At 72.3% G+C, this 17,582-nt stretch carries 15 protein-coding genes; 10 read left to right on the top strand and 5 right to left on the bottom strand.

Going from position 1 to position 17,582, the window contains the following annotated elements; all coding sequences use genetic code 11:
* Positions 1-75 precede the first annotated feature (75 nt).
* Positions 76-771: a GNAT family N-acetyltransferase gene (locus tag SHK19_RS21145; RefSeq protein WP_322937386.1), complete on the bottom strand. Its 696-nt coding sequence runs from the start codon at positions 769-771 to the stop codon at positions 76-78.
* A gap of 144 nt (positions 772-915) precedes the next feature.
* On the opposite strand from SHK19_RS21145, the gene SHK19_RS21140 reads away from it, so the two are divergent.
* Positions 916-1,251, top strand: a complete 336-nt coding sequence (locus tag SHK19_RS21140) for a hypothetical protein (RefSeq protein ID WP_322454421.1) — start codon at positions 916-918, stop codon at positions 1,249-1,251.
* 151 nt (positions 1,252-1,402) lie between these two features.
* Positions 1,403-3,550, top strand: coding sequence for a RecQ family ATP-dependent DNA helicase (locus tag SHK19_RS21135; RefSeq protein WP_322937385.1), 2,148 nt, complete (start codon positions 1,403-1,405; stop codon positions 3,548-3,550).
* Positions 3,551-3,562: 12 nt separating this feature from the next.
* On the opposite strand, the gene SHK19_RS21130 is transcribed toward SHK19_RS21135, so the two are convergent.
* Positions 3,563-3,958: a hypothetical protein gene (locus SHK19_RS21130; RefSeq protein ID WP_322454423.1), complete on the bottom strand. Its 396-nt coding sequence runs from the start codon at positions 3,956-3,958 to the stop codon at positions 3,563-3,565.
* A gap of 48 nt (positions 3,959-4,006) precedes the next feature.
* On the opposite strand from SHK19_RS21130, the gene SHK19_RS21125 reads away from it, so the two are divergent.
* The 3 genes from SHK19_RS21125 to SHK19_RS21115 all read left to right on the top strand — a co-directional run bounded on the left by SHK19_RS21125 (position 4,007) and on the right by SHK19_RS21115 (position 8,889).
* Positions 4,007-5,245 (top strand): hypothetical protein, encoded by a 1,239-nt coding sequence (locus SHK19_RS21125; protein ID WP_322937384.1) that lies wholly within the window; start codon positions 4,007-4,009, stop codon positions 5,243-5,245.
* Positions 5,246-5,323: 78 nt separating this feature from the next.
* Positions 5,324-8,191 carry a DEAD/DEAH box helicase gene (locus tag SHK19_RS21120; RefSeq protein WP_322937383.1) on the top strand — a complete coding sequence of 956 codons (2,868 nt, stop codon included), beginning with the start codon at positions 5,324-5,326 and terminating at the stop codon, positions 8,189-8,191.
* A 2-nt stretch (positions 8,192-8,193) separates the two neighbouring features.
* Positions 8,194-8,889 (top strand): SWIM zinc finger family protein, encoded by a 696-nt coding sequence (locus SHK19_RS21115; RefSeq protein ID WP_322454426.1) that lies wholly within the window; start codon positions 8,194-8,196, stop codon positions 8,887-8,889.
* Positions 8,890-8,900: 11 nt separating this feature from the next.
* Here SHK19_RS21115 and SHK19_RS21110 read toward each other — a convergent pair whose 3' ends face one another.
* Entirely contained in the window at positions 8,901-9,623 is a 723-nt protein-coding gene (locus SHK19_RS21110; protein ID WP_322937382.1) for a PaaX family transcriptional regulator C-terminal domain-containing protein, read from the bottom strand.
* 35 nt (positions 9,624-9,658) lie between these two features.
* Between SHK19_RS21110 and SHK19_RS21105 the strand changes: the two genes are divergently transcribed.
* The 3 genes from SHK19_RS21105 to SHK19_RS21095 are packed head-to-tail and all read left to right on the top strand — an operon-like array spanning position 9,659 to position 13,050.
* A complete protein-coding gene (locus SHK19_RS21105; protein WP_322937381.1) occupies positions 9,659-10,648 on the top strand; it encodes a crotonase/enoyl-CoA hydratase family protein in 990 nt (329 codons plus the stop codon).
* A gap of 3 nt (positions 10,649-10,651) precedes the next feature.
* A complete protein-coding gene (locus SHK19_RS21100) occupies positions 10,652-12,292 on the top strand; it encodes an acyl-CoA dehydrogenase family protein (protein WP_322937380.1) in 1,641 nt (546 codons plus the stop codon).
* On the top strand, positions 12,289-13,050 hold the full coding sequence (locus SHK19_RS21095) for a crotonase/enoyl-CoA hydratase family protein (RefSeq protein ID WP_322937379.1): 762 nt from the start codon (positions 12,289-12,291) through the stop codon (positions 13,048-13,050). Before SHK19_RS21100 ends, SHK19_RS21095 begins: the two co-directional genes overlap by 4 nt.
* Here SHK19_RS21095 and SHK19_RS21090 read toward each other — a convergent pair.
* A complete protein-coding gene (locus tag SHK19_RS21090; protein ID WP_322937378.1) occupies positions 13,047-13,622 on the bottom strand; it encodes a TetR/AcrR family transcriptional regulator in 576 nt (191 codons plus the stop codon). The genes SHK19_RS21095 and SHK19_RS21090 overlap by 4 nt on opposite strands.
* Positions 13,623-13,693: 71 nt before the next feature.
* A complete protein-coding gene (locus tag SHK19_RS21085; RefSeq protein WP_322937377.1) occupies positions 13,694-14,203 on the bottom strand; it encodes a hypothetical protein in 510 nt (169 codons plus the stop codon).
* Positions 14,204-14,303: 100 nt separating this feature from the next.
* On the opposite strand from SHK19_RS21085, the gene SHK19_RS21080 reads away from it, so the two are divergent.
* Both SHK19_RS21080 and SHK19_RS21075 read left to right on the top strand, forming a co-directional pair.
* Positions 14,304-15,833 (top strand): carboxyl transferase domain-containing protein, encoded by a 1,530-nt coding sequence (locus SHK19_RS21080; protein WP_322937376.1) that lies wholly within the window; start codon positions 14,304-14,306, stop codon positions 15,831-15,833.
* Positions 15,833-17,566 carry an acetyl/propionyl/methylcrotonyl-CoA carboxylase subunit alpha gene (locus tag SHK19_RS21075; protein ID WP_322938720.1) on the top strand — a complete coding sequence of 578 codons (1,734 nt, stop codon included), beginning with the start codon at positions 15,833-15,835 and terminating at the stop codon, positions 17,564-17,566. Before SHK19_RS21080 ends, SHK19_RS21075 begins: the two co-directional genes overlap by 1 nt.
* Positions 17,567-17,582 lie beyond the last annotated feature (16 nt).

Raw genomic sequence — 17,582 nt, 5'->3', positions numbered from 1 at the left:
TGCCGCTCGCCGGGCGCGCCTCTGCAGATGTGCGGACACTGCATGCCCCTCTCCAGCGGGGCAGGGGCAGCGCGGCTACGCGCCAGTGGATTTGTGGTCAATGCCCAAGAATCGGCGCACGGCGTTCGCTCCTTCGACTGAGACCTGATCCTCTGCGCGAACGAAGGTAGTAGGCGTCACCACCACCCGCTGCTCGTCCACCCCTACCGTGCCGTGCCGCGTCCGCTGCACGATCCGTCGTCGGCCATTGTCGAGGTATCCGACCTTGCGACTGACCGATGCCGAAGCGTGATTGCCCACGATGTAGCCCGACTCGCACTGGTCGGCACCGAGCTCGTCGAACGAGAAAGCGACAACGAGCTGTCGCATCAGCGTGCCGATCCCCATCCCGTGGTGGGCTCTCCCCAGCCAGGAGCCAGTCATGACATTGCGCGTCTGCGCGAAGTCCTTCGCGTGCAGATCCTGCATACCAACCAGCTCTCCCTCGTGACGGACCACCAGCGCGAGGCGCCACTCGTCGGGAGCGAAGGTCGCCCTCTGCGTCCACCACCACCTCAGAGAGGTCGTCGGGAACCCGTCAGGCGAGCCGGGCGCAAAGGGCTCCTCGTGCCAGGCCTGGAGGAAGGGCATCGGCAGGTCGGGGACCTGGATGCCAGCGCGGACGAGTTCGACGAGTTTGGGCAGATCGTCGTCGCGCAGGACCCTCAGCTCCAAGGGTGCGCCGGCGATCCGCAGCGCGAACGGTGGAAAGACTTCCTCCAGGGTCAGCATGCTGGATTGTTTCCGAAGGCGAGTGCTCGCGAACAGCGACTTTCCCAATCCAGGCGACCATCCCGGGCGCTCGAAAAGACGAGCGCCGGATGCGGGCGGGCCGATTCCATGCCGTGCACGGTCGCGTCGGATAGCGTTCGATTCATGGTGCGACAGGCTGGCGAGTCGGCGACCGGGAATGAGCGGGCGGCGCGCCTCGGACGCCGTGAAGACCTGATTTGGTGGGGCACCTGGCTCGGTCTCGTGTGCGCCGTGGTCGGCATCGTCGACGGATTGGTCATGGCGCTGAACAAGGAGCTAGCCACCTGCCCTGACGGGACGTACTTCCCCGAAGGGACCACTGACTTCGACTGCTACGCGTACCCGCAAGCCGGCCTCGGAATCGGCATCATCGTCGTGTCCGTGATGCTTGGAGTCTTGGTCGTGTTCGCAAGCATTGCGGCCAGAGCGACTCTCAGAGCAGGCGCTGTTCTCGACTGATCGGATACACGGCGTCGGAGAGTCGGTACTCGACGTCAACTGTTGAGCGACCTCGCTCTTGGCTCCCCTTCGTGCGTGATCCTGACCGGTGCGCCTGTGGACAACCACCTCCCCGACCCCACGCGTCGGGGGGCGCTGGTAGACACGACGCATGACCGCAGCCACCGAGCTCGACAGCACCCGCGCCCGGGCCGAGCAGCACCTGCGGGCGCTGGTCGGCCCCCGGGACGGGCAAGGCGAGGCGGAGCTCTACGACGACCAGTGGGCGGCGATCGAGGCGCTGGTGGTCGCCAGGCGGCGGGCGCTGGTCGTCCAGCGCACCGGCTGGGGCAAGTCCGCGGTGTACTTCGTGGCCACCCTGCTGCTGCGCGAGGAGGGCAGCGGGCCGACGGTGATCATCTCGCCGCTGCTCGCGCTGATGCGCAACCAGATCGCCGCGGCCGAGCGGGCCGGCATCCGTGCGGTCACCATCAACTCCACCAACATGGAGCAGTGGGAGGAGACCAACGCCGCGATCCAACGTGGCGAGGTCGACGTGCTGCTGGTCAGCCCCGAACGCCTCAACAACCCGGGCTTCCGCGACGAGGTGCTGCCGCGGCTGGCCGCGACCTGCGGCCTGCTGGTCGTCGACGAGGCGCACTGCATCTCGGACTGGGGTCACGACTTCCGGCCCGACTACCGCCGGATCCGCACCCTCCTGGCCGAGCTGCCCGACGGCATCCCGGTCCTGGCGACCACGGCCACCGCCAACCAGCGCGTCACCGACGACGTCGCCGAGCAGCTGGTCTCGACAGGCTCGACCGACGAAGGGCCGCTCGTGCTGCGCGGCAGCCTCGACCGCGAGACGCTGCGGCTCGGCGTCGTCCGGTTGACGACGGCCGAGCAGCGGCTGGCCTGGCTCGCCGACCACCTCCACGAGCAGCCCGGCAGCGGCATCGTCTACACCCTGACCGTCGCCGCGACGCAGCAGGTCGCCGACTACCTGCGGTCGCGCGGCCACCGGGTGGCCGCCTACTCCGGCAAGACCGAGCAGACCGAGCGTCTCGCGCTCGAGCAGGCCCTCCTCGACGGCGAGGTCAAGGCGTTGGTCGCCACCAGCGCGCTCGGCATGGGCTTCGACGCCTCGCTCGGTTTCGTCGTCAACCTCGGTGCACCGAGCTCGCCGGTGGCCTACTACCAACAGGTCGGCCGTGCGGGCCGCGGCACGACGCACGCGGCGTCCGTCGTGCTCCTGCCGGCGATCGAGGACCGCGACATCTGGGCCTACTTCGCCTCCCTGGCGTTCCCACGCGAGGAGCTGGTGCGCACGACGCTGGCGACGCTGGCCGAGGCCGGCGGCGCGATGAGCACCCCGGCGCTCGAGGCGCGGGTCGACCTCAGCCGCAACCGGCTCGAGACAATGCTCAAGGTCCTCGACGTCGACGGGGCCGTACGACGCGTCAGGGGCGGGTGGGAGGCAACCGGACGACCCTGGGACTACGACTCCGACCGCTACCGGCGCGTCGCCGAGGCGCGCGAGCGCGAGCAGCAGGCGATGCTCGACTACCTGGCGACCGATCGCTGCCGAATGTGGTTCCTCCGGCACCAGCTCGACGACCCGGCGGCGCCCGAAGGCTGGACGTGCGGCCGGTGCGACAACTGCGGCGGGCTCGACCTGCCGACGGAGGTGTCGTCGACGGCGGTCGCCGAAGCTGCCGACCGGCTGGCCCGTCCCGGCGTACCCATCGAGCCGCGCAAGCTCTGGCCGACCGGGCTCTCCGCCCTCGGCGTCGACCGGTCCGGCCGGATCAAGCAGCCCGCTGAGGAGGGCCGGGCGATCGCCCGGCTCACCGACCTCGGCCACGGCACCGCCTTGCGGGACCTGTTCCGGGCCGGCGAGGCCGACGTCCCGACGACCGTCCCTGCGCCGCTGGCGCGGGCTGTCGTGGCGATGCTCGCCGACTGGCGGCCGGCGCCCGACGTGATCGTGGTGACCGAGTCGGCGACCCGGCCGGGACTGGTGGCCGACCTGGCGTCGGGGCTGTCGCGCTTTCTCGAGCGGCCGGTGGTCGGACGATGGGCGATCACCGATCCATCGGTCCAGCCGGGTCAGGGAGCCACCAACTCCGCGCAACGGGTTGCGGCCGTGACCCGCCGCCACGGGCTCGACCTCGACGATCCCGACGCCGTCCGTGGTCGCCGGGTGCTGCTCGTCGACGACCTAGTGGCCACGGGGTGGTCGCTCACGCTGGCGTCCGACGCGCTGGTCAGCGCCGGTGCCGACGCCGTCCTGCCGCTCACCCTCGCGGTCTCGGCCTGACCAGCCGCTGCGTCACCGCCGCCGCGTGGCGAGACGGACCAGCAGGGCCGTCGCGACGGACACCAGCACCAGGACGACCGCCGCGGCCACCCACGGCCACGGGTTCCACTGCTCCTCGCACGAGGTGCTGTGGGCGGACGACGTGCAGATCGTCCCGGGGCCGTCCCGGTTCAGCCAGGCGATGTAGAGGAGGGGCAGCCCGATCCCGGCCGGGAGCGCCGAGACCCCGCGGTTCCGGGTGACCGGGAGCGCCACCCCCGCTCCGGCGAGGGCCAGGCCGAGCAGGAGGAAGGGGATCCCGATCGTGAACCCTGCCAAGAACCCGAAGGAGACGAGCGCACCCACCACCAGCCACCACGGATAGGCCCACAGCGGGGGCCGGGTGACCGGATCGCGTGTCGCGGTCATGAGCGTCACCTCCCCAGGATGCGCCCTTCCGGGCCTTACCGTCGACACATGACCGAGGACGCTTCCTCCGCCGGCTCGACCCCGCCGCGCGGCACGCCCAACGATCCGCCACCCGCTGCCACCCCGGCGGACGCATCCGGCGCCCGCCCCCAGGCCACCGGATCCGCTCCCACGCCGCCACCCCAGTCCGCCCAGACGGCCGTGGTCGGCGCACCTCCGCCGCCGGGCGGTACGACGACGTCGGTGATGGATCCGCCGCCACCTCCGCCGGCCGTCGCCCCGGAGAAGCCGAGCCGCCCTGGCATGGGTCTGCTCCCGATCGCGATCGGCGTCGGCCTGCTCGCGGCCGCCATCGCGCTCTCCGCGACCCGGAGCCGCGCCGACGGCGACCTCGACTGGTCCAACTACTCCGTCGGCCTCGGCGCCACCGCCGTCCTGGTGCTGGTCGCGCTCGCGGCGACGGTGCTCGGCCGCGGCCATGCCACCGACACCCGCGCCACCGGGTCCGGGACCCGCGCCCTCAGCGCCAACGGCAGGGGACGCGAGGAGCTGGTGACCTGGCCCGGCGCCATCGGCGTCCTGGGCGTCGGTGCGATGCTCGTCGTCGGTCTCGAGGAGATGGACGGGAGCGAGGACTGGCTCGCCTACCTGGTGGGCGGCGTCGTCGTCCTGCTCTCGGTCGTCGGGTTCGTCGCAGTCCGCCGCGGCGCGTTCGTCGTGACAGCGATCCTCGGCCTCGGGATCGCCTACATCCAGCTCGCCGACGACGTGATCTCCGACATCGGTGACGACGACGACCAGGCGATCATCGCCGCGGCGACGATCGCGGTGTTCGTGCTCGCCGTCACTGCCGTCGGCTGGCTGCTGCGCACCCGGGCGATCAGCGGTGTCGTCGCCGGCGTGATCGGGCTGGTCGGGTTCAACATCGTCCTCATCGCACTGGTGGTGGTGCGGGCGATCGGCGAGTTCTTCGGTGAGTTCGGGATGGGCGGCTTCGACTCGGACAGCGGCATCAGCTCCAACTCGGACTACGACAACGACGTCTACATCATCCTCGCGATGGCGGCCGTCCTCACCCTGTTGTGGGCGCTCGCCGCGGCGCTCGACGGCAACCCCGGCTTCACCGTGCTGGCGATCGCCATGCCCGCCACGCTGGTGCCGATGGCGACCTTCGTGCTCGCGGTCGAGCACCCGACCTGGTGGGGTGTCGGCCTCGCCGGCGTCGGCGCCGTGCTGCTGGCGCTGGTCGGGCTCAAGCAGCTGCTCGGCAGGAAGAGGCAGCACTAGACGACGAGGGGGAACTCATCGTCGGCCCCACCCGTTAGCGTCAGGTCCTCGAGGATCCGACGCTGCTGGGAGGCCTGCGTGAGCTTCGTGCCCGTCACCGGACCGGCCACCTTCCGGCCGGCCGACCCGCCCAGGGACGGCACGATCGAGTTCACCGACGGACGCCGCGCCATCGCACTGCCGATCAGGGCGGCCCTGCCGGTGCTCAGCCGCGCCCGGACGCAGGCCGACGTGCATCCCAGCGTCGCCCTGCTCGGCGGCGCCGCGCTGCTCGCCGGCCGCTTCGTCGCTGCCGGCAAGCTGGCGCCGGCCACCGGCATCGACCGGCCGAGCTGGCGGATCGACGGACTCGACGAGCGCGACCACGACAGCGTCGCGCAGCTCGCGCAGGCCCGGGCGTACGACGACCTCGATCCTGCCGCGGCGGCCACGCTGGTCACGCAGGTCCTCGACGCCGTGGCCGACGCGCTGCCGCGGGCGGCACCGGTGGTGCCCGGGGAGTCGCCGGGGTCTCGAGACGTTCGTACAGCGAGCTCCTCGACCGACGGGGATGCCGACTTCGCGGAGCGGGTGCGCCGCCGTGCCGCCGAACGGGCCCGGGCGGCCCAGACGGTCGCACTCCCCGAGCTGGTCCGGGTGTCGCTGCGGGTGGAGGCCGACGAGGAGGAGCTCGTGGGCGGGTCCGTGCGGCTGGTGCTCCAGGTGCACGACGAGCGCGACCCGCTCCACGTGTGCGACGCCGCGCTGCTCTGGACGGACGAGGACTCCCACGGGTTCGGCCCGCGGGCGCGCGTGCACGCGAGCATCGCGCTCCGCGCGGCGGCCGAGGTGTGGCCCGTCCTCGACCGGCTGCTCGCGTTGTCGGTGCCCGACCAGCTCACCCTCGACGGCGAAGAGATCGGCAGCCTGCTCGAGCACGTCGGCGCCCTCCGCGACGCCCGGGTCGACGTGCACTGGCCACGGGCGCTCGGCCGCGACCTGACCACCCGCGCCGTGCTCGAGCGGCGGTCCGACCTGCGTGATCCCGAGCTGCCCCTCCAGGACAGCCCGTTCGCGGTCGACGGCCTCTTCGCCTTCTCGTGGCAGGTCGCGCTCCACGGAGAGACGCTGACCGACGACGAGATGGAGCAGCTGGCGTCGGCGGCCTCACCGGTGCTCAAGCTGCGCGGTGCCTGGACGGTGGTCGACCCGGCGACCGCCCAGCGCGCCCGCAAGCGGCTGATCCGCAAGGCGACCGGCGCCCAGGCACTGGCCGCTGCGCTGTCCGGTGTCGCCGAGCTGCCGGACGCCGCCGCGACGGGCACGACGGAGCAGGTGATCGTCGGGGCCAGCCTGCTCGAGGTCCGCGAGCAGCTGCTCGCCGCTCCGACCCGGGAGCCCGTCGCCGCGCCCGCCGGGCTCCACGCCGAGCTGCGCGACTACCAGCGCCACGGCCTCACCTGGCTCGCCGACCTCACCGGCCTGGGGCTCGGCGCCTGCCTCGCCGACGACATGGGGCTCGGCAAGACGATCACCCTGATCGCGCTCCACCTCCACCGGCTCGAGCAGGCCGGATTGGACTGGCCGAGCGCGTCTCCGGCACCAGGTGGAGAAAGCAAGCTTTCGGCGGGCGCCTCCCGCCGCGCTGCCGGCAACCCAGACGGACAGCCGACTCTCGTCGTCTGCCCCGCCAGCCTGCTCGGCAACTGGGAGGCCGAGATCCGGCGGTTCGCGCCGGGACTGCCGGTCCGCCGGTTCCATGGCACGGCCAGGGAGCTCGGTGGTCTCGACGGCGGCGGGTTCGTGCTGACGACGTACGGCACCATGCGGCGCGACCACGCGACCCTGGCCGCGGTCCCGTGGGACCTGGTCGTCGCCGACGAGGCGCAGCACGTCAAGAACTCCCGGTCGTCGACGGCGCGCGCCCTGCGCCTGATCCCGAGCCGGGCGCGGGTGGCGCTCACCGGCACGCCGGTCGAGAACGACCTCACCGAGCTCTGGTCGATCCTCGACTGGGCGATCCCCGGCCTGCTCGGCAGCCGGCAGGCCTTCCGGCGGGTGTGGGGCGCACCGATCGAGTCGGGCGCCGAGCCGACGAAGGCGCGACAGTTCGCCGACCTGATCGGCCCGTTCCTGCTGCGGCGCCGCAAGTCCGACCCCGGCATCGCGCCCGAGCTCCCGCCGAAGACCGAGACCGACCACCTGATCGGCCTCACCCGGGAGCAGGCCGTCCTCTACGAGGCGTTCGTCCGCGACATGATGCAGCGGATCGAGAACGCCAACGAGGCTGGCGACCTCGGCCGCCGCGGCTTGGTGCTGGCGCTGCTGACCGGGCTCAAGCAGATCTGCAACCACCCGGCGCAGTTCCTCAAGCAGTCCGGCGCCGTCCGTCTCACCGGCCGCTCGGAGAAGCTCGAGCTGCTCGACGAGCTGCTCGGCACCGTGGTCGCGGAGGACGGAGCCGTGCTGGTCTTCACGCAGTACGTCGCCATGGCCCGGTTGATCGAGCAGCACCTGGCGAAGACCGGCCTGCCGCACCAGTTCCTGCACGGTGGCACCCCCGTGTCCGAGCGGGAGGCGATGGTCGCCCGCTTCCAGGCAGGCGAGGTGCCCGTCTTCCTGCTCAGCCTCAAGGCCGGCGGCACCGGCCTCAACCTCACCCGCGCCGACCACGTGGTCCACGTCGACCGCTGGTGGAACCCCGCCGTCGAGGAGCAGGCCACCGACCGCGCGTACCGGATCGGCCAAACGAAGCCGGTCCAGGTGCACCGGATGGTCACCAGGGGCACGATCGAGGAGCGGGTCGCGGCGCTGCTCGAGCGCAAGCGCGCGCTCGCGGACGCCGTGCTCGCCCGCGGCGAAAGCGCCCTCACCGAGCTCAGCAACGAGGAGCTGCGCGACCTGGTGACCTTGCGCAAGGAAGCGCGCCGCGAGGCGTTCCTCACCGACCTCGAGCGGGAGGGATGAGCATGGTCGGGCAGCCGGGACGGGTCACCCATGGCCGGCTGGTCGCGCCGCGCACCGGGATCCGGTCCTGGTGGGGCAAGGCCTGGCACCGCGCGGTCGAGGAGGCGGCGTACGTCGACACCGACCTGCGCGGCGGCCGCACCCTCGCCCGGCGGGGCGAGGTCGGCGGCATCAGCGTGGCGGCGGGTTCGCTGCTCGCGGCGGTGCGGGAGGGCGACGACGCGTGGACCGCCGAGATCAAGATCCCGGTCCTGGCCGCGGAGGAACGACGCACGCTGGTCGAGGTCGTCGCCGCCGAGGCGGGCCGGATCGCCGCCCTGCTCGCCGGCGAGCTTCCCTTCGACCTGGTCGAGCACGCCGAAGAGGCCGGGGTCGAGCTGCTGCCGTACGGCGGCGAGCTCGCCGCGAGCTGCACCTGCAACGCCTACCTCGACCCCTGCCGGCACGCCCTGGCCGTGCTCATCCAAACCGGGTGGCTGGTCGATGCCGACCCGCTGGTGCTGTTCGCGGTGCGCGGGCTCGATCGCGAGGCGCTGCTCGCCGAGCTCCACGAGCGATCCACCGGCGCCACCGCCGCGCCGTCCGGTGTCACCGACCTCGCCGACGACATCGAGGTCGCCGCCGACGCCGTGCTCCGCGCGCGCCGGCTGGTCGAGCTGATGGAGACCGGCGCCGAGCTGCCCGACGGGTTGGTGTGACGCACAGCCGCTCAGACGATGGCCAGTGATCGCAGCTCGGTCTGGTAGTCGGCGTACGCCGTCCGCAGCTCGCCGCCGGGCCAGTCGGCCGGCAGCAGCTCACGAGGAAGCAACGGGTCGGCGGTGAGGTGGCGGACGACGTGCGCCGCGACGGCGAGGCGGGGCGCCGGCGCCTTCGTCCGCGCCAGCCGGCGCAGCAGCGCGCGACCGTCGGCGGCCCAGCCGCGCAGGTTCCAGAGCTCGCGCGCGAGCCGGACCGGGTCGCCGTCGGGACGGGCCCGGAAGGACGCGAGGACCGGGTCGCCGGCGTACGCCGCCGCCCGGCGCAGGTTGGCCGGACGGGTCCAGACGCCCTCGCGGAGCTCCGCCAGCCGGGCTCCGGTGAGCTTCTCTCGCAGCGCCGCGCGCTCGCTGCCGGACCGGCCGGACACCACGACCACGGCCATCTCCCAGGTGCCGTCCCACGCGGTCTCGGCGTCCTCGACGCCCTCGTCCTGGCGGCGCTGCCGGGCCACGAGGCGAGCGCCGAGCACGTAGTCGCGGTCCTGCCGCCGCAGGTCGCCGGCCGCTACGGCCCGGGTCAGGGCGACCCTCAGGGTCGATGCCGGGATGCCGAAGTGCTCGCCCGCGCGCGTCACCTGGGCCGGGCTCATCCGGTCCGGGTGGGAGCCGAGCAGCAGGGACAGCACGACCGACCGCGCCGGCAGCGGCTTGAGGTCCACCGCTACAGCCATGGACACAACTGTAGCCGAAACTGTAATGTCGCGGCATGGCAGACGGCACCGAAGGAGCCCCGTGGCGGAGGCCCGCCCACGAGGGCCCCGACTCGCCGTACGACGGAATCCCGCTCGACGACCCTTCCCGTTCGACAGGCTCAGGACAAGCGACAGGCTCAGGGCAAGCGGGGGACTACCGCACGCTGACCTACGAGGTCGACGGTCGCGTCGCACGGATCACGTTCAACCGGCCCGAGCAGGGCAACTCGATCACTCCCGACACCCCCGTGGAGCTGGCCGCGGCCGTCGAGCGCGCGGACCTCGACCCGCGGGTCCACGTGATCGTGGTGAGCGGACGCGGCAAGGGATTCTGCGGCGGCTACGACCTGACGGCGTTCGCGGAGCAGGCGATCCCCAACCACGACCCGGCGAAGACGTGGGACCCGATGGTCGACTACGCGATGATGAGTCGCTTCACCAAGGGCTACGCCAGCCTGCTCCACGCCGACAAGCCGACGGTCGCGAAGGTCCACGGCTTCTGCGTCGCCGGCGGCACCGACATCGCCCTGCACTGCGACCAGATCCTGATCGCCGCGGACGCCAAGATCGGCTACCCCCCGACCCGGGTGTGGGGCGTGCCGAGCGCCGGCCTGTGGGCGCACCGGCTCGGCGACCAGCGGGCCAAGCGGCTGCTGCTGACCGGTGACTGCCTCTCCGGGCGCGAGGCCGCCGAGTGGGGGCTCGCGATCGAGGCCCCGGACCCCGACCGGCTCGACGAGCGCACCGAGATCCTGGTGCAGCGGATCGCCGCGATGCCGATCAACCAGCTGATGATGGTGAAGCTCGCGCTCAACTCCGCGCTGCTCGCGCAGGGCGTCGAGACCAGCCGGATGATCAGCACCGTCTTCGACGGGATCTCCCGGCACACCCGCGAGGGCTACTCCTTCGCCGCCCGCGCCGCGGAGGCCGGCTTCAAGCAGGCGGTGCGCGAGCGCGACGCCGCGCCGTACGACGACTTCGGACCTTCCACCAACAAGGGGTAGCTCATGGACACGCACCCGACCCATGCCGTCTTCAACCAGGTCCCGCCGCTGGTCGGCCACGACACCGCCGCCGACCCGGCGCTGCTCGAGGGCCTCGAGCGCGAGGGCGCGGGCTGGGCGGCCGACGAGATCCACGAGCTCGGCCGGCTGGCCGGCTCGGCCGAGGCGCAGTCGTGGGGACGGCTGGCCGAGCGGGTGCCGCCGCGGCTGCACACCCACGACCGCTACGGCCACCGGGTCGACGAGGTCGAGTACGTCCCTGCCTACCACCAGCTGATGGAGACCGCCGTCGGTCACGGCCTGCACGCCGCGCCGTGGGCCGACGACCGCCCGGGCGCGCACGTCGCCAGGGCCGCGAAGTTCATGGTGTGGTCGGTCGACGCCGGCCACGGCTGCCCGATCTCGATGACCTACGCCGTGGTCCCCGCGCTCCGCGCGAATCCCGAGCTCTCCGCGCGGTTCGAGCCGCTGCTGACCAACCGCGAGTACGACCCCGGCCTGGCCGACCCCGCGACCAAGCGCGGCCTCATCGCCGGCATGTCGATGACCGAGAAGCAGGGCGGGTCCGACGTCCGCGCCAACACCACGACGGCGACGCCGCAGGCCGGCGAGTCGGACGGCAGCTATCGGCTGGTCGGCCACAAGTGGTTCACCTCGGCGCCGATGTCCGACATGTTCCTGACCCTCGCGCAGGCGCCGGGCGGGCTGTCCTGCTTCCTGGTGCCGCGAGTGCTGCCGGGCGGGGAGCGCAACGCGATGCGGTTCCTGCGGCTCAAGGACAAGCTGGGCAACAGGTCCAACGCCTCCTCCGAGATCGAGTACGACGGCGCCACGGGCTGGCTGGTCGGCGAGGAGGGCCGCGGCGTCCGGACCATCGTGGAGATGGTCAACATGACCCGGCTCGACTGCGTCATCGGCACCGCCGCCGGCATGCGCACCTCGCTCGTGCTCGCCGTCCATCACGCCCGCCACCGCAGTGCGTTCGGCAAGACGCTGATCGAGCAGCCGGCCATGCGCAACGTGCTGGCCGACCTCGCGATCGAGTCCGAGGCCGCGACGACCGCGATGATGCGGCTGGCCGGCGCCAACGACCGAGCGATCCGCGGCGACGAGGGCGAGACCGCCGTACGGCGGCTGGCGCTGGCCGCCACCAAGTACTACGTCTGCAAGCGCGGCCCGATCCACGCCGCGGAGGCGCTCGAGTGCCTCGGCGGCAACGGCTACATCGAGGACTTCGACGCAGCCCGGATCTACCGCGAGCTGCCGCTGCTCTCGATCTGGGAGGGCTCGGGCAACGTCGCCGCGCTCGACGCCCTACGGGCGATCGCCCGCGAACCCCACACCCTCGACGCCTACTTCGACGAGGTGGGCCTCGCGTCCGGTGCCGACGCCCGCTTCGACGAGGCGGTCGCCCGGTTGCAGAAGGAGTTCACGTCGTTCGACGACATCGAGCTGCGCGCCCGGCGGATCGTCGAGCAGCTCGCGCTGGTCTTCCAGGGCTCGCTCCTGCTCCGTCACTCGCCGGCCGCCGTCGCCGACGCGTTCTGCGCCACCCGGCTCGACCGCGACTGGGGCGGCGCGCTCGGCACCCTGCCGACCGGGCTCGACCTGGCGCCGATCATCGATCGGGCGGTCGTCGCGTGAGCATCGACATCGAGCGGCGCGGGCCGGTCACGGTCGTCACGATCAACCGGCCGGATGTGCGCAACGCGGTCGACACCGAGCACGCGCAGGCGCTGTACGACGCCTTCCTGGCCTTCGACGCCGACCCGGACGCGAGTGTCGCCGTACTGACCGGCGCCGGAGGCGCCTTCTGCGCCGGCGCCGACCTCAAGGCCGTCAGCACCGGGACGATGAAGGCGGATCCGCCGGGCGTCGACGGCCCCGCGCCGATGGGCCCGTCCCGGCTGCTGCTGTCCAAGCCGGTGATCGCCGCCGTCGAGGGCCACGCGGTGGCCGGTGGGCTGGAGCTGGCGCTGTGGTGCGACCTCCGGGTCGCGGACCCCGAGGCGATCTTCGGTGTCTTCTGCCGGCGCTGGGGGGTGCCGCTCATCGACGGTGGGACGATCCGACTCCCTCGGCTGATCGGGCAGTCCCACGCGCTCGACCTGATCCTCACCGGCCGTCCCGTCGCCGCCGAAGAGGCGTTGTTCATGGGCCTGGTCAACCGCGTCAGCGCCCCGGGTGCCGCGCTCGAGGAAGCGGTGGCGCTCGCCGAGCAGCTCGCGGCCTTCCCTCAGACCTGCCTGCGGCAGGACCGGCTCTCGGCGTACGAGCAGCACGGCCTGCCCCTCGACCGGGCCCTCGACGTGGAGTGGGTGCACGGCGGCCGTTCCCTGCTGGAGGCGATGACCGGAGCCGCCCGGTTCCGTGACGGTGAGGGCCGCGGCGGGGCCTTCTAGCCCGCCCCGAGCGCAGCGACGGCCATGTCGGCCAGCAGCGTGCGGAGCGCGTCGTCGGAGATGGCGTGGCCGGCGCGCGGCGTCGAGTTGAGCAGCCCGAACGCCGCCTGGGCGGCGGCGTGGGCGGTCGCCTTGGTGAGGTCGGGGCGCAGCGCCCGGAGCTGGCCGGCGAGCAGGTCGACGTACGACCGCTGCAGCCGGCGCACCTGCTCGCGTGCCTGCTCCGGCAGCGACTCCCAGTCGCGGTCCTGGACGATGATCAGCGGACGGTGGCCCAGTGCGAACTCGACGTGCCAGTCGACCAGGGCGCGGACCGCGTCGGCCGGGCCGTCCGCCGCCGCCACCCGGGCACGGCCCACCGCCAGCAGTTGCTCGCTGATCGACACCAGCATCTCGGCGAGCACCGCCTGCTTGCTCGAGAAGTGCTTGTAGAGCGCCGGCCCGGTGATCCCGCACGCGGCGCCGAGGTCGGCGACCGAGACCCCGTGGAAGCCGCGAGCGGCGAACAGCTCAGCCGCGGTCGCGAGGATCTGCTCGCGGCGGGTCGGCTCGGCCTGGTCGGTGGCGGTCACCGCGTCAGGTTAGTGCTCGTTCACCGCAGGCGAGGTCAGCGTGTCTCGAACGCGCAGAACTCGAGGCTCCGCTACTGCTCCTCCTTGTCCGGGTCGGCGGCGCGGCTCATGGTCTCGCTCTCCGACCGCACCGACTTCGCGACGGACGGGTCGATCAGCGGCTCGTCGTCGGACTGGCCGGTGTTCGGCAGACCGGTAGCGGGGTTGATGCCGACGTCGGAGGGGTCCTCGATCTCGTCGTGCCAGTCGTCGGTCGGATCGGCCCCGCGGCCGTGGTGCGCGGCCTCCCGCGACGCGGCCTTCGGCTCGGTCGTCGACGGCTCCACCGACTCGGCGGGCGGCACCGGCTCCGCCGGCTCGACGTTGCGCTCCGGGCTCTCGTAGAGCGGCGCGTCCTCGGGTGCCGTCTCGGTCGTCCCGGTGGTCGTGCTCGTCTTCTGGTCACCGCCGGTGACCGTGGCGGCCAGGTCGCGGGCGTGCCCGGTGACGGTCGTGACGGTCTGCCGGGGGTGGGTGACCGCGTGGGCCGCCTTCCCGACGACCTCGGTGGCGAGCTTTGTGATGGTGCCGACGGTCGACATGACCAGGATCTCCTCTCGATCGCGTATGCACCTGCAGTACCCCCGACCCGGCTCCCCACCCGATTGACCCGCCAGGTTAATGATCGTTAACCTCACTCCCATGACCAGTCTCGAGGAGCTCACCGTCGAGCTGCGCGAGCGGCTCGCCCGGGTGCGTGAGGGCGGCAGCGAGGCCGCGCGCAAGAAGCACACCGACCGCGGCAAGCTCCTGGCCCGCGACCGCGTGGACCGGCTGCTCGACCCGGGCAGTCCGTTCCTGGAGATCGCGCCCCTGGCGGCGTTCGGGATGTACGGCGGTCCGGGTGACGACTACGCCGTCCCGTCCGCCGGCGTCGTGGCCGGCATCGGCCGGGTCGAGGGTCGGGAGTGCCTGGTCCTGGCCAACGACGCGACCGTGAAGGGCGGCACCTACTACCCGCTCACCGTGAAGAAGCACCTCCGGGCGCAGACCATCGCCGCCGAGAACCGGCTGCCCTGCATCTACCTCGTCGACTCCGGCGGCGCCTTCCTCCCGATGCAGGACGACGTGTTCCCCGACAAGGAGCACTTCGGCCGGATCTTCTTCAACCAGGCCAACATGTCGGCGCGCGGCATCCCGCAGCTCGCTGCCGTCATGGGGTCCTGCACGGCCGGCGGCGCCTACGTGCCCGCCATGTCCGACGAGTCGGTGATCGTGCGCAACCAGGGCACCATCTTCCTCGGTGGCCCGCCGCTGGTGAAGGCCGCGACCGGCGAGGTCGTCACGGCCGAGGAGCTCGGCGGCGGCGACGTCCACGCCCGCACCTCCGGAGTCGTCGACCACCTCGCCGACGACGACGCCCACGCCCTCCAGATCCTCCGCGGGATCGTGAACACACTGCCGGAGCCGGACCGGAGCCCCGCGGCCGAGGTCGAGGAGCCGCACGAGTCGCCGGAGTCCCTCTACGACGTGGTGCCGACCAGCACCCGGACGCCGTACGACGTGCGCGAGGTGATCCGGCGGATCGTCGACGGCTCGCGGTTCCAGGAGTTCAAGCAGCTGTACGCCGAGACCCTGGTCTGCGGGTTCGCGCGGATCCACGGCTACCCGGTCGGCATCGTCGCCAACAACGGGATCCTGTTCAGCGAGTCCGCGCTCAAGGGAGCGCACTTCGTCGAGCTGTGCAACCAGCGCGGCATCCCGCTGCTCTTCCTGCAGAACATCAGCGGGTTCATGGTCGGCAAGGACTACGAGAACCGCGGCATCGCCCGCGACGGCGCCAAGCTGGTGACCGCGGTCGCCTGCAGCGTCGTACCCAAGCTCACCGTGGTCATCGGCGGCTCGTTCGGCGCCGGCAACTACGGGATGTGCGGCCGGGCCTACGACCCGCGATTCCTCTGGATGTGGCCCAACGCGCGGATCTCCGTGATGGGCGGTGACCAGGCGGCCAACGTGCTGGCCACCGTCGCCGGCCGCGAGGACGACGAGGAGTTCAAGGAGCCGATCCGGGAGCAGTACGAGACGCAGGGCTCGCCGTACTACGCCACCGCCCTGCTCTGGGACGACGGCGTGATCGATCCCGCCGACACCCGGCGCGTGCTCGGGATGGCGCTCGCCGTCACGGCCAACGCTCCGGTGCCGGAGCCCTCCTATGGCATCTTCCGGATGTGATGGACATGTTCGGCACCGTCTACGTCGCCAACCGCGGAGAGATCGCGCGCCGCGTCGCCCGTACCTGCGAGATGCTCGGCATCCGCGCGGTTGCGGGCACCGCCGACTTCCTCGATCCGTCCGCGCAGATCGCGGCCGCGCTCGCGGCGGGCGCCGACGCGGTCCACCCCGGCTACGGCTTCCTCTCCGAGAACGCTGGCTTCGCCCGCGCTGTCTCCGACGCCGGTCTGACCTGGATCGGCCCGACGCCCGCGGTGATCGAGCGGATGGGCCGCAAGGACGCTGCCCGTGACATCGCCGTCGGGGCCGGCGTCCCGGTCGTGCCGACGGGCGACGAAGCGTCGTACCCCGTCCTCGTGAAGGCGGCCGCGGGTGGCGGCGGCAAGGGCATGCGCATCGTCCGCTCGGCTGCCGAGCTGGACGAAGCCGTGGCGGCGGCCAAGCGGGAGTCGGCCGCGGCGTTCGGCGACGACACGATGCTGATCGAGAAGTACGTCGAGCGCGGTCGCCACATCGAGGTCCAGGTGCTCGGCGACACCCACGGCAACGTGGTCCACCTGCTCACCCGTGAGTGCTCCGCTCAACGGCGGCACCAGAAGGTGATCGAGGAGGCGCCCGCGCCGTACCTACCCGACGAGGTGCGGCACCGGATCCACACCGCGGCCGTCGACCTGGCGCGCAGCGTCGGCTACACCAACGCCGGCACGGTCGAGTTCCTGCTCGACGCCGCAACGGGGGAGTTCTACTTCCTCGAGATGAACACCCGCCTGCAGGTGGAGCACCCCGTCACCGAGGAGGTGACCGGTCTCGACCTGGTCCAGCTCCAGCTGCTGGTGGCTGCGGGCCACCCGCTGCCGTTCGACCAGGAGAGCGTGCACGAGTCGGGCCACGCGATGGAGGCTCGCGTCTACGCCGAGGATGCCTACCACGGCTTCCTGCCCCAGGCCGGGCGCGCGACGCTCGTGCAGTGGCCGACCGGTCGGCCCGGCACCCGCGTCGACCAGGCACTCGAGTCCGGCCAGGTCGTCAGCACGTCGTTCGATCCCATGCTGGGGAAGGTGATCGGCTCCGGACGCGATCGCGAGCAGGCGCGCAACGTGCTCATCAACGCGCTCGACGAGACCGTCATCCTCGGGCTCACCACCAACACCGGGTTCCTCCGGGAGCTCGCCGCGAGTGACGCCTTCGCGAAGGGTGAGATCGACACCGCCTGGCTCGACCGCAACCAGGTCGAACCGCCCGACCCGGCACCGGCCCGGGAGCTGGCCGCCCACGCCTGGCAGCAGGCGCACGCGAGACCGGACGGACCGTTCGCCTCCGACGGGTTCCGGCTCGGCGCACCGGCCGCGCCTGTGCGCGTCGACTTCGAGGACGGCTCCGTCGTCCTGCACGGGCCCCCGGACCGGCTCCCTCCCGCGATCGTCACCGCTCACACCGTCGAGCTGGCCCACCACGGCCAGCGCTACGTCTTCACCCGGCCGGACGCGGCGGCGGACCACGGCCCCGAGGCCGGCGACGGCACGGTTGTTGCGCCGATGCCGGGCACAGTCCTCGACGTCCGGGTCGCCGAGGGTGACACCGTCAGCAGCGGTGACGTCCTGGGCACGGTGGAGGCGATGAAGATGGAGCTGGCGCTCAAGGCGCCGTACGACGGCGTGGTCACCACGGTCGCGGCCGCGACCGGCGACCAGGTCGCCCTCGGCTCCCCGCTCTTCACCGTGGATCCCGCATGATCGTCGAATCGACAGA

Origin of the sequence: Nocardioides bizhenqiangii, from assembly GCF_034661235.1 — a bacterium.
Taxonomy (GTDB): Bacteria; Actinomycetota; Actinomycetes; order Propionibacteriales; family Nocardioidaceae; genus Nocardioides; species Nocardioides bizhenqiangii.
This window is presented reverse-complemented; position numbering and strand designations above follow the sequence as displayed.

Coding starts and splice junctions, on each gene's coding strand:
- SHK19_RS21135 (WP_322937385.1), top strand. CDS start 1,403: ATGACCGCAGCCACCGAGCTCGACAGCACCCGCGCCCGGGCCGAGCAG.
- SHK19_RS21105 (WP_322937381.1), top strand. CDS start 9,659: ATGGCAGACGGCACCGAAGGAGCCCCGTGGCGGAGGCCCGCCCACGAG.
- SHK19_RS21130 (WP_322454423.1), bottom strand. CDS start 3,958: ATGACCGCGACACGCGATCCGGTCACCCGGCCCCCGCTGTGGGCCTAT.
- SHK19_RS21125 (WP_322937384.1), top strand. CDS start 4,007: ATGACCGAGGACGCTTCCTCCGCCGGCTCGACCCCGCCGCGCGGCACG.
- SHK19_RS21140 (WP_322454421.1), top strand. CDS start 916: ATGGTGCGACAGGCTGGCGAGTCGGCGACCGGGAATGAGCGGGCGGCG.
- SHK19_RS21115 (WP_322454426.1), top strand. CDS start 8,194: ATGGTCGGGCAGCCGGGACGGGTCACCCATGGCCGGCTGGTCGCGCCG.
- SHK19_RS21085 (WP_322937377.1), bottom strand. CDS start 14,203: ATGTCGACCGTCGGCACCATCACAAAGCTCGCCACCGAGGTCGTCGGG.
- SHK19_RS21080 (WP_322937376.1), top strand. CDS start 14,304: ATGACCAGTCTCGAGGAGCTCACCGTCGAGCTGCGCGAGCGGCTCGCC.
- SHK19_RS21100 (WP_322937380.1), top strand. CDS start 10,652: ATGGACACGCACCCGACCCATGCCGTCTTCAACCAGGTCCCGCCGCTG.
- SHK19_RS21145 (WP_322937386.1), bottom strand. CDS start 771: ATGCTGACCCTGGAGGAAGTCTTTCCACCGTTCGCGCTGCGGATCGCC.
- SHK19_RS21110 (WP_322937382.1), bottom strand. CDS start 9,623: ATGGCTGTAGCGGTGGACCTCAAGCCGCTGCCGGCGCGGTCGGTCGTG.
- SHK19_RS21075 (WP_322938720.1), top strand. CDS start 15,833: ATGGACATGTTCGGCACCGTCTACGTCGCCAACCGCGGAGAGATCGCG.